Genomic DNA, 14,311 nt, shown 5'->3' on the forward strand with positions numbered 1-14,311 from the left:
CGCTTCATCATACAGTGGTTTCTTCATCTGACACAGTTCCCCCAATTCATCTTCTGAATCTAGCTTAATCTGTGTCTACTATTTAGTCTAGCATCAGTCCGTAAAATCCTTACGCGAACACATCGTACAAAACTGGTCGACGATACGCAAGGAGATAGAAGAAGGAACCTACCAGCCTAACCCCGTGAGACGGGTCGAAATCCCGAAACCGAATGGCGGAGGCATTAGGATGCTAGGTATACCTACCGTGACAGATCGCATGCTTCAGCAAGCAATCGCACAGGTGTTAAACCCATTGTTTGATCCACAGTTTTCCGAACATAGCTACGACTTCCGCCCTAAAAGGCGCGGACATGATGCAGTGAGGAAAGCAAGAGCATTCATGAAAGAAGGATACCGATTCGTGGTCGATCTGGACTTGGAGAAATTCTTTGACCGCGTCAATCATGACCGTCTAATGATGAAAATTTCGGAGAAAGTGAAGGACAAGAAAGTACTCTTACTTATCCGTAAATACCTGCAATCGGGCGTCATGGAGAATGGATTGGTTAAGCCGACGACGGAAGGAGCGCCGCAAGGAGGATTATGCAAAGCTTAGCATAATCCTCCTTATGAAAAGTAAAGTATTATGCAAAGTAAATCGCTACAAACCCAATATCCATCAGGATCTTAGCTTAGTTTACTTTGCATAATATCGGTTCAAGTTAGAGGCTGGTCAGCCAGGAAATGAGATCTTCATCTTGGTTCCATTGCGGTAACCCCTCCGACACCATGTTAGGATAGGCCTGCTCCAACGCTTTTCGTTTCAACTCCGTATCCGCCCGAGCGTAAACTTCCGTTGTTGCAATGTCAACATGCCCTAGAAGATCCCGAATATAGATCAAATTAACTCCGGCTTGTAATAAATGCATCGCTTTTGTATGTCGCAAATGGGGAGCTCCCCATTTCCGTCATACGGAAGCAACGTACTGCATTGCCGTTGAAGCAGACGGGTGAGCGATGGCTTTTTCAATCTTAAAACTACCACAAGCGATATCCCTCCGATGGGCGATCATCATCATTTGAAGTTTTAAGGCTAGAGAGAGGGGGATGGGCAAATGAACGATCTTCTGCAGCGGATTGAAGAAGCCCGGTCGAGCATGCATCAGTTAGCCTTACAGTACGGTTTCAATACACCGCTGGTTTTAGAGCAGTCCCAAAGACTCGACAGATTGCTTAATATCTACCATGAAAGCGTAAAGAAACGGATAAGGCAGGAAGGGAAGATGTTAATGGAAACATGCCCTTATTGTCATGTAGCACTTGTGTTTGATGCAGACCAGTACTACTGCACGTTTTGTCAGATGACGGTGGTTTCGATTGACGTTCCTATCGATGGGAGTCAGGAGCCTCTTGTGCTCGATTCGTTTTTTTTTGCCGATTATGCTGAGCTTTCCACGCCGGAGTTGATGAAAAAATCTACGTTTTTTTTTGTGTTTCTGCTGCGGCTAGTCCAGCAAGAACGGAGAAACATATACAACCAAGTGCGGCTTTTCAATAAGGTGACCGACAGCGAAACAAATGAGTATCTGGAAGCATCGCAAGAGTCGGGGAAAACGTACGAATGGTGGACGCGAAAGGCTTGGGTAATTGAAAACATTTTGTGCGGTCGGATGGGTCATTTTTTGACCCGAATTACGGATCAATACCTGAGCGACCTGATTGCCCATATGCAGCAGCCGGGACACAAGCAATGATTAATTTCAGGTACAGACCATTTGCAAACTGCGATGGCTTTCAATACGGTAATCTTTTTTTTCATCTCTCCAGTATGATTTCGACCAGTCATAACGGTAAAGTGGTGACTGGCAAGTAGTGTCTTATTGAATGTGATATGCTTTCCCTTCATCGCGGCCCTACATTGGCATATGCCGTCGTTGTATAGGTCGGTTTTTTTGATTGGTTCGGTCATTTCGTCCCTCGATTGTTTTTCCACCATTATAAAATAAAGAAGAACTCCTATGTAAGAACTCTTCTACAATCATTATGGGGTCACCTCACGAAACGGAAAAAATCGTACGCTAAGCAGTCATTACATGGGGTACCCCTAGCAAAACGCGAAAAAACCACGCTAAGGATTAAGTTCAATCAGAAAAGCATTTCAAAATGTGTTTTGATGACATATGTCAAAATGAGATAATTCGCCTTTTGACATTCAGGTTAGAATTGTCTTTCTACTGTGTCATTAAGTAAGCTTTATGACATTAGACATCGTTAGCGTTGTGAAAACTGGCTATTTGACGCTTACGCTGAAGGACGAAGAAGTAATTGAAAAGATTGCAAAAATACGCGCAGTCAAAGTCAGATTTATAGGCAAAGAGCGGCCATTGTTGAGCACCCCTTCGAAACAATAAAACGTCACTGGGGCAATACATACTTTTTAACACGAGGTTGGCATCAGTAGGCCTGAGACCAATCTGATTTGTCTTGCCTATAATCTCAAGAGAATGGTCAATATAAAGGGAGTAAAGGAGCTCATACGTCTCTTCAGAAACCGAGTTCATTCGATATCTAAGATGCGTAACGTTTATTTGAGTAAAATTGCATAAATCCAAGTTTTAAAGCGTGCTCAACAATCAATTGTTAGACAGACTGTCGTATGGTGGTGTGAGAGCTCGGGGGCTAGCCGCCCCCTGCTACTCAATTACACATGAAAATACCCAGAGCTAACGAATCTGCTTCACGCTAATCGATCTCCAAACAACGAATTTCACTATTACCGAACTCAGCGCACGTTATTACCCGAAAATGAACAGTTTCCGGCAGCTTTACACCCAAATTAGAATTGTGCAGTTCGTTACATCTCAATGACAGTCCAAATCGTCCATATAGCGTTTGTACGGTTCATCAGCGAGTAATGCTATAATAACCTCTAAATGACATGACCGGGGGAATTAGTCCGACTAGCCCGAAGGTCGGGGAAGGTGACAACATGAAGAAAGCGGCTCAGTTTTTGCGGCATACGTTTTTGGACCGAACGATCGTGAGGACGATCCTGATTTCTTATTTGCTCGTCAACGTCCTGCTGCTGCTTTTGCTCGGCTATTTGTCGATCAAGGATTCCACTAAAATGATGACGGACGAAATCATCCGCTCCAGCAACAAAGTGATGGAGCAGGCGGCGCTTGGGCTCAGCTTCAATCTGGAGGAGTCGAAGCGCTCGCTAGTCATGCTGGCCGGCAATTATTCCGTTATCACGATGATGAAGGAGCATGACAAGATCGAAATCCCGAGCAGGCTTCAGCATGAGCGGAACATCGCGGAAATCGCCCATGGCGTAAGCACCTACCAAACGCTGATCAGCGATGTGCTGATGATCGGGAAAACCGGCTACATCAACAATCTGGACGGCCGCAAAACGCTGCAGTGGGATTTCCCGTTCCTTACCCAGGACTGGGTACAGGATACGTTCCGCGCACACCGGGAAGGCAGCTTCTTCAGTATCGGCGTGCACAAGCAGGACTATTACCTCGAAACCAACTTTACCCGTTACAACCAGCCTACTTTGTCTGTCGTCCTGCAGGTGAAGGGGTACCAGGGGCAGGCGCTCGGCGCCGTGATTGCGAATCTGGATTTGGGCAAAATCAACGGCATGTTCGAGCAGAGCACCTATCAGAACCGGGGCAGCATTTTCCTTGTGGACGAGAACCGCAACATTATCGTTCATAAGGACAGCGCCAGAATCGGCGAGACGCTGCAGTTTCCCTCGGAGGAGAAGCTGTACGAGCAGGCCGCCGGCCATTTTACCGAAACGATCGACGGGACGGAGACGCTGGTTATCTATCAGCCCACGGCCGTCAACGGCTGGAAAATGATCGCGACCGTGCCGATGTCCGACATTACGGCGCAATCGCAGCCTCTCAAATCGAATTTGACCCGTCTGCTATATTTGTGCCTCATTGCCAATACGCTGATCAGCCTGCTGATTACGCTGCGCATATCGCTGCCCGTGCGGCGGCTGCTCGCGGCGCTCGACCGGATGGGGGAGGACGATTCCCTGTACGTGAAGCCGCGGGAGTACCGGTACCGGGAGCTTAATCATATCGGGAACAAGTTCAAGGAGCTGATGGGCCGCATCGACCTGCTCATCAAGCAGAACTATTTGACTCAAATCAGCCTGAAGGAGGAGGAGTTGAAAACGCTCCAATCCCAGATCAATCCTCATTTTTTATTTAATACGCTGCAGCTGCTGCAAACGGAAATCGTCTGCGGCAACACGGAGGAATCGAATCACATCGTCCTGTCGCTCAGCAGCCTGTTCCGGTATTCGATGAAAAGGTCGGAGGAGGAGGTGGCGCTGGAGCGGGAAATCAACAACGTCAACGATTATCTGTATATTTTGAACAAAAAATATAACGGAGGCATCTCGGTTTCCTTCCATATCCCGAACCGGAGCGTGCTCCGCTGCCGCATCCCGAAGCTAACCCTGCAGCCGATCGTCGAAAACGCCATCCGCCACGGCTTCGGCGAGCATGTCCGGGAAGGGAAGATCCGGATCACAGCCGTCACCGGCCGCAAAGGGCTGCTGCTAGTCATCGCGGATAACGGGCGGGGGATCGAGCCTTCCGAGGTTAAACGGCTGAACCAGCATGTGAACAGCCAAGGCCAGAAGTCGGACAATATCGGCCTGTACAATGTGGGACAGAGAATTAAGCTGAAGTACGGGGAGGATTACGGCATCCAAATCCGCAGCCGGCCCGGAAAAGGCACCTCGATATCGATCCTGCTTCCAATTCACGGCGAACCGGCATTTGACCGAAAGGAGTAAGCTCATGAAACTGCTTATAGCGGACGATCAGCAATCGCTGCATACGTTTTTGGATAAGGTAATGAAATGGGAGGCGCTCGGCATCACGGAGATCAAGCATGCTTACGACGGGAAGGAAGCGGCCGAGCTTGCAGAGGAATATTTGCCCGACTTGATGATTATCGATATTCAAATGCCTTATATGAACGGCATTCAGGCGTTAACCCGTCTGCAATCGCTGCCTCGCAAGCCCAAAACCGTTATTTTGAGCACGTATGACGAGTTCGAGTATGCCCGGGATGCGCTGAGGCTGAGCGTTGCGCAGTATTTGCTTAAGCCCGTCGACTCGGCGGCGCTTGAAGAGGCACTGAAGGAGCTGATCGGAGAGATCAGGGAGGAGCGTGAAAAATCGCTGGAGCCTGTGCTCGCCGGCCTTCAGCAAGGGGAGTCCATGCAGCCGGAGGCGCTCGCGGCCGTTCAATCCGCCTTTCGGACGTTTGGAATACGGAGCTACTCCGTGCTGACCGTATCGGGAATCGCGCCGGAAGCGGCCGCGGTCAAGGAGACGATCAATCGCCATGCGCCGCATGCGATACCTCTTCCGTTTCATACCTATACGCAGGGCTGCACCGTCATCCTCGGAAATGGCGGCCTCTGGCTTCAGGAAGAGGTGATGCAGCTGAGCCGGCAGGCAGCGGAGTCGTTTGACGGGCTTAGAGCGGATGCCGGCGTCAGAATCGGAGTCGGCGGCATCGGCGATGATCCGTCCCTGCTGCCTGAGCTAGTTCTGCAGAGCCTGCAAGCGGCGGCGTCAGCCTTCTACTCGAAAGCTGCGGTACATGCTTATTCGGAGAAGGAAACGCCCGGACAATGGACGGCGGCTCACTACCAGAAGTTCGATCAGGCGTTCGAGGAGAAAATCGCCCTTTCCTTTTCACGCGAAGCTTTAAAGGAGCTTGTATCCGAGCTGTTTCGGGAGTTCGCCATCCTGAGGCTTAGCCCCTACCGCGTTTACGAGCTTACAGGCCATTATATGATTCTGACGGAGCAGATGCTGAAACGGTCGAACCGGCTGCCCGCCGAATATGCCGGAGTGCCTTTGGACAGACTGAGGACATACGGCACGGCCGACGGGCTTGAACGTTTTTTCCGCTCCTTAATCGGCGAAATTGCGGACGATACGAGTCCGGCGGCGGCTATGACGGAGGAGACGATCGGGCGGATCAAGCGGTACGCGGAGCTCCATCTCGCCGAGGATCTGTCGCTTCAGACCGTCGCAGCCGCATTCGGTATCGACAAATACCAGCTGAGCCGATTGTTCAAGCAGCAGTACGGGATCAACTATTGGCCGTTTGTTACCGAGGTCCGGATGAAGAAGGCAGCCGAGCTGCTTGCGGGAACTGCTTTGAAGAACAGCGCGATCGCCGAAATGACGGGCTTTGTGGACGAGAGCCATTTCAGCAAGGCGTTCAAGAAGTTTTACGGCGCTTCGCCGAAGGAATACAGAGCGGGAGCGCAGCGGCATCAGCAAATGTAAGCGTGCAACAATATACAATAAATCGTGCAACAATGTAAATTCATCGCCTCCAGCTCATGCGGTATCCTAACATTGAAAGTGCTTACAACAATCATAGCCAGGGGGAATGAAACATGAGAAAAACGAGCTATATGCTGCTTGTCGCGATGATGGCCGTTACCCTTATGTTGTCCGCGTGCGGCGGCAACGGAAATAACGGGAACGGCAATCAGACGGGGGCTGCGGACGGAGAGGGGGCGGCTTCCGAACAAAAGGTCAAGTTGAGTCTGCTTTCCTGGAACAACGAGACGGAAATGAAGCCGGTCATCGACGGCTTTACGAAGAAATACCCGAACATCACGATTGACTTCCAGACGGCGCCGCCGGTCAAGGATTATATCGCCAAGCTGCAGACGATGCTGCTGTCCAATTCCGCAACCGACGTGTTCATTATGGCGGCGGAAAACCGCAACGAGCTGATCGACGGCGGTTACGCGCTCGACTTGACGGATCAGCCGTTCATGTCGCAAATGACCGAAGCCAGCAAAGGGATGTTCACCCGCGACGGCAAAACGTACGCCTTCTCCCAAGCCGGCTGGGTAGGCGGCATCTATTACAACAAAGACCTTTTCGCTAAGGTCGGCGTAACGGAAGAGCCGAAAACCTGGCAGGAGTTCATCGACCTCTGCTTGAAGTTGAAGGAAGCGGGCATCATGCCGCTTTATGACAACGCTGGAGACATTTCCACGATTCAAGGGGCTTTGGTGGCGAGCATGACGCTGTCCAAGGATCCGGAGTACGACGCTAAATTGTTCACCGGCGAAAAAACGTTTGCCGACGGCTGGTCCGAGCCGCTTAAGCTGTGGAAGGAAGGCCTCGTCGATAACGGCATCATCGATTCCGGCATGATCGGACTGACCGGCGATCAGATTGTCAATGAGTTTGCGGTAGGCAATGTAGCCATGATTCAAGGCGGACCTTGGAATATTCCGGCCATCGAGAAGGCGAATCCGGAGCTGCAGTTCAGCATGATGGCGGTACCGGGCGTGGAGCCGGGTCAGGAATATTACTCAGGCGCGCCTAACGTAGGCTTTGCGGTGAACAGCAAATCGAAAAATCAGGAAGCCGCGCTGAAATTCGTCGAGTATCTCTCTACGCCGGAAGGGCTGGAGCTGTTCGAGAAGGGAACCGGCCAAATCATTACGGTAAACGGCTATGAGAGCAAGGTTCACCCGGCCCTGGAAAAAGCGTATAAAGAAGGCTTGCTCGCAGGCAAATTCTATCTCCCGATGGTTTCTTGGCCGAGACATCAGGAAGCGCTCCGCAATCAAATGGTCGTCTCCGTTCAAGACTTGCTTGTAGGCAAAGGATCGATGGGGGACGTTACCAAGGCGCTCGATCAGAAGCTGAAAGAGATGGAGAGCAAATAAATAAAGACTGCTTAAGGCAATCGGAGGGGGCGCCCGCCCCCTCCCTGCTTTAGAGGAGGGAGCCTGCCGGATGAAGCTGCTAAGAGGTTTACAGTATCAACTATTTCTGCTGCCGATTTTATTTTTCTATACGGTCTTCACGATTTACCCGCTGATCAAGTCGTTCTTCTTCAGCCTTACGAATTTCAACGGATATTCGAAGGAATACGATTTCGTCGGGCTTACGAATTACCTGAAAATATTCAAAGATACGGCCATTATTTCCGGCATTTCGTACACGCTGCTCTTCGCGATTTCGACTACGGTTCTGACCACGCTGCTTGCCATCGTGCTTGCGCTAGTACTGGATCGGAATTTTTATACAAGAAACATTCACCGGGCGATTTTTTTCTTTCCGTCCATTCCGAGCGGCCTTATTCTGGCCTATGTATGGGGTTTTATCCTGTCGCCGATCGCATCGGGCGTACTGAACAGCGTGCTGCACGACTTGTTCGGCATGGGACCGCAGCCTTGGCTTTCGGAGCCGTTTCTGGCGAAGCTGTCGACGATCATGGTGGCCGTCTGGGCGGGAGCCGGCTGGCATGCCGTGCTTTATCTGGCTTTCCTGCAAGGGATCTCGAAGGATTATTATGAGGCCGCCGCCATCGACGGGGCGACGCGCTTTCAGCAAATCCGCAGCATTACGCTGCCTCTGCTTGCGCCTGCCATGACGATCAGCGTCATGCTGCTCTTGACCGGAGGGCTTAAGGTGTTCGAAATTCCGTTCGCGCTCACCAAGGGCGGACCGGGCTTCGAGACGCATACGATCACGCAGGTCATCGTGCTCCGCGGCATATCCGAGGTGCAGTTCGGGCTTGCTTCGGCCATGTCGATCGTCTTTTTCCTGATCGTACTCGCCCTGACGTACTTCCAGGTGACCGTAATGCAGCGCAGAGAGGAGAAAATGCTATGACGGAATCCGCCCGCAAAAGCTGGCTGCTGGACATACTGATGCTGCCGGTCGGACTTGTTACGTTTTTTCCGTTTTATTTAATCATTGTCAATACGCTGAAGTCGCCAGTCGAAACGGCCGCTAATCCGATGAGCCTGCCGACGAAGCTGAATTTCGATACCTACGCGAGGGTGTTCAAGGAGATTCCGCTGGTGCAAAGCTTTGGCAACAGTCTTGTCATTACGATCGTTTCGGTGCTTCTAATGGTGCTGATCGGCGCGATGGCCGCCTATCCGATCGTCTTTAATCCGGGGAAGCTGAGCCGAGTTATTATGGGCTATTTGCTGGCGGGCTTTCTCATTCCGTTCCAGACGACGCTGATTCCGCTGTTCGAGCTGATGACGGATTTCCGGATGATCGACAAGCTGTACGGGCTTATCTTCATCTACATGGGCGGGGCCGTGTTCGTCTTTTTCCTGATGATGGGCTACATGAAGACGATTCCGAAGGAGCTGCCCGAGGCGGCGATTATCGACGGCTGTACCGTAAGCGGCATTTTCTGGCGGATCATCTTCCCGCTGCTCAAGCCGATTACCGTAACGGCGATTATTTATCAGACGATGTGGGTATGGAACGACTTTCTGGCGCCTATGCTGTTCCTCAATTCGTCCGATAATGCAACGCTTGTGCTGCAGGTGTATAAAGCGAAGGGAGAGTTCGCCGTCGATTGGCCTTTATTCATGACCTTGACGGTAATCGTGCTTATTCCGATCTTCATTTTCTTTATCCTGATGCAAAAGCAGATCGTGAAAGGAATTGTCGGCGGAGCCGTGAAGGGATAAGCCGGTTAAATTAACCTGAGAGGACGATACAACGATGAACGCACCATTATTCCGCGATCCGATTTACGACGGCGCAGCCGACCCGGTTGTCATCTGGAACAGAGAAGCCAAAGAGTGGTGGATGATTTATACGAATCGCCGGGCCACTGCCGAGGGACCGAAATTTTCATGGGTGCACGGAACCGATCTTGGGGTAGCCTCTTCCCTCGACGGCGGGCAGAGCTGGCTATACCGCGGCACGCTGCAGGGGCTGGACATCGAGTGGGGCCGGAATACGTTCTGGGCTCCGGAGATTTTTTATCACGACGGCGTTTACCATATGTATGTCAGCTATATTCAGGGAGTGCCGTCCGATTGGCCGGGTCACCGCCGCGACGTTATGCACTATACAAGCTCCAATCTGCTTGATTGGACCTTTCAGTCCAAGCTCAAGCTGAGCTCGGACCGCGTAATCGACTCGTGCATTCATGCGCTGCCCGGCGGCGGCTTCCGCATGTGGTACAAGGACGAGGGCAACGGCTCCGCAACCTATGCGGCGGACAGTCCCGATTTGTACGAATGGAAGGTTATCGGTCCGGTCATTACGGGGCGGAGCCACGAAGGACCTAACGTATTCCGGTTCAAAGGCTCTTACTGGATGATCGTCGACGAATGGAGGGGCCAAGGCGTCTACCGCTCAGACGATTTGGACAAGTGGGAGCGGAACGGCCTCATTCTCGATCAGCCGGGAAGCCGCGAGGATGACGGAGGGATCGGTCTGCATGCGGATGTGGTTGTGCAGGGCGATGAAGCGTATATTTTCTACTTCACGCATCCCGGCAGATACGGTGCGCTCAACCAGGAGGGGCAGGAGCAGCGTTACGAGAGCAGGCGCTCCTCGATCCAGGCCGCTAAGCTTGAGGTCGAGAACGGCATGCTCGTCTGCCGCCGCGACGAACCGTTCGAGCTGAAGCTTCTCCCGGAGGAATAGCAGCCCAAGAAGGACCGGTCCTGCAGCCGTATGGCTGTCGGATCGGCCCTTCGCTCTTTGTATCCGCCGGACTCAACTTCTCCTGTCTCAATAAATCAGTCAAGATTACACGAAAATTTTCAACGACAGGAATGGAAAGATGCATTTTTACGGACTCCTGCAAAAATGAATTTTTTTCCTGAGAGTTAATCGGTGTCTCCAGAGCACCTGTCGATAAAACGACAGTTTTCGCTTTGAGAACATACGTTTCTTGTCGGGACTCATCACCGTAACCCCAACTGCTTTCCCGCTCTCGGTGTTCACTTGGGGCCCGGGCATTCACCACTAAATCGAAGGGTCGTGTATTCAAAGCTCTGGCCAGAAATATGATGGAACTGAAAAAGACGTTAGAATGGTGTTTCCCATACTTCGTCTAGCGGAAGCTTGATACAAGGCTTGACGTCATCTGTTGAATTACCGCCAGATCTCTGTCGCTATAGGAGGCAGCACACTGTTATCGGCGATATAAAGACCAGGAACATTATGGACTTGACCATACCGATTGGTTGCAGAAATAGATGGATCATCCCACATGCGGCACGTTCCGGCCATTGGAGCAGTCAATTCTACACTGACTACGGTTGCTATGGCCATTCGAACAGCAGATTAGCTTAACGAAATAGAGCATTTTTTTCGACATAAATGATAGATTAATGGAGAAGTGAGGAGCAGAAATTGAAGCTTGCAAAAATATCCGAGATCGCCATAGGACTGATTCTGAGCTTATAGGTAGTCATTTATTAATTAGGATGCACAAGTTTTATAACACTCCCTACTGTTTGTTCAAATGCGTCATATAATACGCCTTACGGAATTCCGTGGGCGTTATTTTTTCGTATTTTTTAAATAATCGCATGAAATATTTCTCATCCGCGATGCCTACTGCATAGGCGATTTCTTTGATGCTTTGCCGAGTGTGCACCAGCAAATCCTTCGCTTTCGAAAGCTTTAAGGCGTGAATGTACTCCTGCAAATTCATCCCCGTTTTCCGTTTGAAAAACCTCGACAAATAATCTTTGTTGTAATTGAATCTATCGGCAAGCGCCGTTACGCTGATCGGTTCGATGGCATGGATACGTACCCATTCCAAGATATTTGCCAAGTTTTTATCCGAAGGCGTCTGCTCTATGGTCGTGCGAAGACCGGATATGGTCTGTTCGGATAACTCGAGTAGAAGCGAAGTAGTCATATATCCGGCAGCATAACGGGACGAATAATCTGAATACGCGATGTGAAGCAGTTGATGGAATAAAATATTCAATCTTTCGATGCCGGATGGCGTTGAGAATAAAGGGATGTAGATGGCCGTGTTGATTCGGTGCGATTCCGGATTGGTTTGCAGTATATACATTTCTTCGCGGAATTCTTCATCAGCAATGTGGAAAGCGTCCGGGCACAAAAAGTGGAGCCAATAAAACGAGGTGTCTTTGCCGCTTGCGGCAAATCCCTGATGGATGCGGTTCGGTAGCAGCAGAAGAACATCACCCGGACGAACTTCGTATTTTTCGTCGTACTGCTGCATGTACAAGGTTCCTTTCACGCCAATGATAAGCTCAAAGCTGTCGATCGTCCGTTGCGAATGCGTCCACGGAACGTCAGTCACGAATTGCCCCGCCGAGACGAATTCAAGAGGCATTTTAATGTTCGTTTTTAACAATCGCATGCTGGTATCCCGCCTTGCTTCCGGAAATTATTGTCCAAGTACAGACTAATCCGGTAAGACAGTTTTGTCCACCTAATATTGTTATTGGACTACCGACAAAGCCGATACAGCGATGCTATCATAATAGACAAATCAAGTGAATTGACCAGAGGAGGAACAACATGATGATAAAGCATATGAATGCGATACCGATAAAAAATGTAACGATCGACGACTCTTTTTGGGCGAAAAGGCAAAAGCTCGTTCGCGAAACGGTGATTCCTTACCAGTGGGATGCATTGAATGACGAAATCCTTGACTCCGAGCCGAGCCACACGGTAGAAAATTTCCGCATTGCGGCCGGCGAGCTGAAGGCAGATTATTACGGACAGGTGTTCCAGGACAGCGATTTGGCCAAATGGCTGGAGGCCGTCGGATACGCCTTGTCCGTCAAGCGTGACGAGAAGCTCGAGGCGATTGCCGACGGTGTAATCGATTTGCTGGAGCGGGCGCAGCAAGATGACGGCTACTTGAATACGTATTTTACGGTAGCTAAACCAGGGAAAAAGTGGACAAATCTGCGTGACGATCATGAGCTTTATTGTGCAGGGCATCTGATCGAAGCAGCCGTAGCTTATTATGAGGCTACGGGAAAACGGAAAATCATCGATATCATGAGCCGTTACGCCGACCATATGGTGGATGTGTTCGGAACGAAGCCCGAGCAAATCCGGGGTTACGACGGACATCCGGAAATCGAGCTTGCGTTGGTCAGACTGTATCATGCAACCGGCAACAACAACTACCTAGAGCTGAGCCGTTATTTTGTTGAGGAACGCGGCCAAGAGCCATACTTTTTCGATATCGAGGAATCCGGGCGAACAGAGCATCGGGTAGCCAGAAGGAAAGCTGATTATTTTCAAGCGCACTTGCCGGTGCGAGAGCAAAAGACGGCCGAAGGCCATTCCGTCCGCGCATTGTATTTGTTCAGCGGCGCGACCGATCTCGCCGCGGAATACAACGACCTCGAGCTGCTGGACGTATGCAAAGAGCTATGGAAAAATGTGACCCGCAAAAGAATGTACGTTACCGGCGGCGTCGGCTCGAACGAATACTGGGAATCATTCACCGTGGATTATGATTTGCCGAACGACCGGGCTTATACGGAAACGTGCGCATCGATCAGCCTCATGTTCTGGGCGAGCCGTATGCTGCAAATCGAAGCGGATCGGGAATATTCAGATGTGATGGAGCGCGTGCTGTACAACGGAATATTGAGCGGCATATCGCTGGATGGAAAAAGTTACTTTTACGTCAATCCGCTGGAAGTATGGCCTTCCGCCTGCGACATTCGCGAAGATTTGCGGTCGGTGGCCAGAACGCGACAAGCCTGGTTCGGCTGCGCTTGCTGTCCTCCGAACATCGCCCGCTTGATCGCGTCGCTTGGACAATACATTTATTCGTATAACGAACGTGAACTGGAATGGTTCGTCCATTTGTACATCGGCGGCAATGCGTATCAAAACATCGGCGGACAGCAGGTACAATTGACGCAGCAATCTAACTACCCATGGGATGAACATATTACGCTGACGGTCTCTGCGGAGCAACCTGCCGAATTTACGATCGCCCTCCGTTTGCCGGGATGGTGCAAAGGCGCAGCATTGAAGATTAACGGCGAAGCCGTCAATTTAGCGACATATAAAGGGTATGCTAAAATCAAACAAGTATGGCACAATAGCGACCGGATTGAGCTTGTATTGCCGATGACGGTGGAGAAGGTGCGCTCCAATCCGAAGGTGCGCGAAAATGTCGGCAAGCTGGCATTGCAGCGCGGCCCAATCGTATTTTGCCTGGAAGAAGCGGATAACGGCGACAACTTGCGCGACATTCGCGTTTCGGCCTCTAGCGAATTTACGGTAAGTTATGAAGACGGGTTGCTCGAAGGCGTAGTTGTCCTGAATGGCGGTGCATGTCGCACCGACGAAACCTCATACGATGACAACAGCTTGTACACAACCGTTCCTTTTGACAGCACAAATGTTCAAGTAAAAGCAATCCCATATTATGCTTGGGCAAACCGTGAGCCGGGTGAAATGCTAGTATGGCTTCATGAGCACGTTTAACAAGCTCACATTCATTCCCCAGCGGATGG

10 protein-coding genes and 2 pseudogenes are annotated in these 14,311 nt (G+C 50.7%); 9 read left to right on the top strand and 3 right to left on the bottom strand.

The window, feature by feature from the left end; genetic code table 11:
* Positions 1–97 precede the first annotated feature (97 nt).
* Positions 98–583 (top strand): annotated as a pseudogene (locus L1N85_RS20815) (reverse transcriptase domain-containing protein); the annotation flags it as partial.
* A gap of 121 nt (positions 584–704) precedes the next feature.
* On the opposite strand, the gene L1N85_RS20820 reads toward L1N85_RS20815, so the two are convergent.
* Positions 705–929 carry a tyrosine-type recombinase/integrase gene (locus L1N85_RS20820; RefSeq protein WP_235240972.1) on the bottom strand — a complete coding sequence of 75 codons (225 nt, stop codon included), beginning with the start codon at positions 927–929 and terminating at the stop codon, positions 705–707.
* A gap of 168 nt (positions 930–1,097) precedes the next feature.
* Between L1N85_RS20820 and L1N85_RS20825 the strand changes: the two genes are divergently transcribed.
* The 7 genes from L1N85_RS20825 (at position 1,098) to L1N85_RS20855 (ending at position 10,475) form a co-directional block, all read left to right on the top strand.
* Complete coding sequence (locus L1N85_RS20825; protein ID WP_235240973.1) at positions 1,098–1,736, top strand: aspartyl-phosphate phosphatase Spo0E family protein; 639 nt, start codon at positions 1,098–1,100, stop codon at positions 1,734–1,736.
* A gap of 1,235 nt (positions 1,737–2,971) precedes the next feature.
* Positions 2,972–4,807: a cache domain-containing sensor histidine kinase gene (locus tag L1N85_RS20830; RefSeq protein WP_235240974.1), complete on the top strand. Its 1,836-nt coding sequence runs from the start codon at positions 2,972–2,974 to the stop codon at positions 4,805–4,807.
* A 4-nt stretch (positions 4,808–4,811) separates the two neighbouring features.
* The gene (locus L1N85_RS20835; protein WP_235240975.1) at positions 4,812–6,323 is read left to right on the top strand and encodes a response regulator transcription factor; all 1,512 of its coding nucleotides are present in this window, start codon (positions 4,812–4,814) and stop codon (positions 6,321–6,323) included.
* Between the two features lie 113 nt (positions 6,324–6,436).
* The gene (locus L1N85_RS20840) at positions 6,437–7,732 is read left to right on the top strand and encodes an ABC transporter substrate-binding protein (protein WP_235240976.1); all 1,296 of its coding nucleotides are present in this window, start codon (positions 6,437–6,439) and stop codon (positions 7,730–7,732) included.
* Positions 7,733–7,802: 70 nt separating this feature from the next.
* Entirely contained in the window at positions 7,803–8,684 is an 882-nt protein-coding gene (locus L1N85_RS20845; RefSeq protein ID WP_235240977.1) for a carbohydrate ABC transporter permease, read from the top strand.
* Complete coding sequence (locus L1N85_RS20850) at positions 8,681–9,505, top strand: carbohydrate ABC transporter permease (protein ID WP_235240978.1); 825 nt, start codon at positions 8,681–8,683, stop codon at positions 9,503–9,505. Before L1N85_RS20845 ends, L1N85_RS20850 begins: the two co-directional genes overlap by 4 nt.
* 34 nt (positions 9,506–9,539) lie before the next feature.
* The gene (locus tag L1N85_RS20855; RefSeq protein ID WP_235240979.1) at positions 9,540–10,475 is read left to right on the top strand and encodes a glycoside hydrolase family protein; all 936 of its coding nucleotides are present in this window, start codon (positions 9,540–9,542) and stop codon (positions 10,473–10,475) included.
* A gap of 474 nt (positions 10,476–10,949) precedes the next feature.
* Here L1N85_RS20855 and L1N85_RS20860 read toward each other — a convergent pair.
* A pseudogene (locus L1N85_RS20860) lies at positions 10,950–11,063 on the bottom strand (GMC oxidoreductase); the annotation flags it as partial.
* Positions 11,064–11,286: 223 nt separating this feature from the next.
* A complete protein-coding gene (locus L1N85_RS20865) occupies positions 11,287–12,177 on the bottom strand; it encodes a helix-turn-helix domain-containing protein (protein WP_235240980.1) in 891 nt (296 codons plus the stop codon).
* 161 nt (positions 12,178–12,338) lie between these two features.
* Between L1N85_RS20865 and L1N85_RS20870 the strand changes: the two genes are divergently transcribed.
* Entirely contained in the window at positions 12,339–14,282 is a 1,944-nt protein-coding gene (locus tag L1N85_RS20870) for a glycoside hydrolase family 127 protein (protein WP_235240981.1), read from the top strand.
* Positions 14,283–14,311 lie beyond the last annotated feature (29 nt).

This window comes from Paenibacillus alkaliterrae (assembly GCF_021532375.1).
Taxonomy (GTDB): Bacteria; Bacillota; Bacilli; order Paenibacillales; family Paenibacillaceae; genus Pristimantibacillus; species Pristimantibacillus alkaliterrae.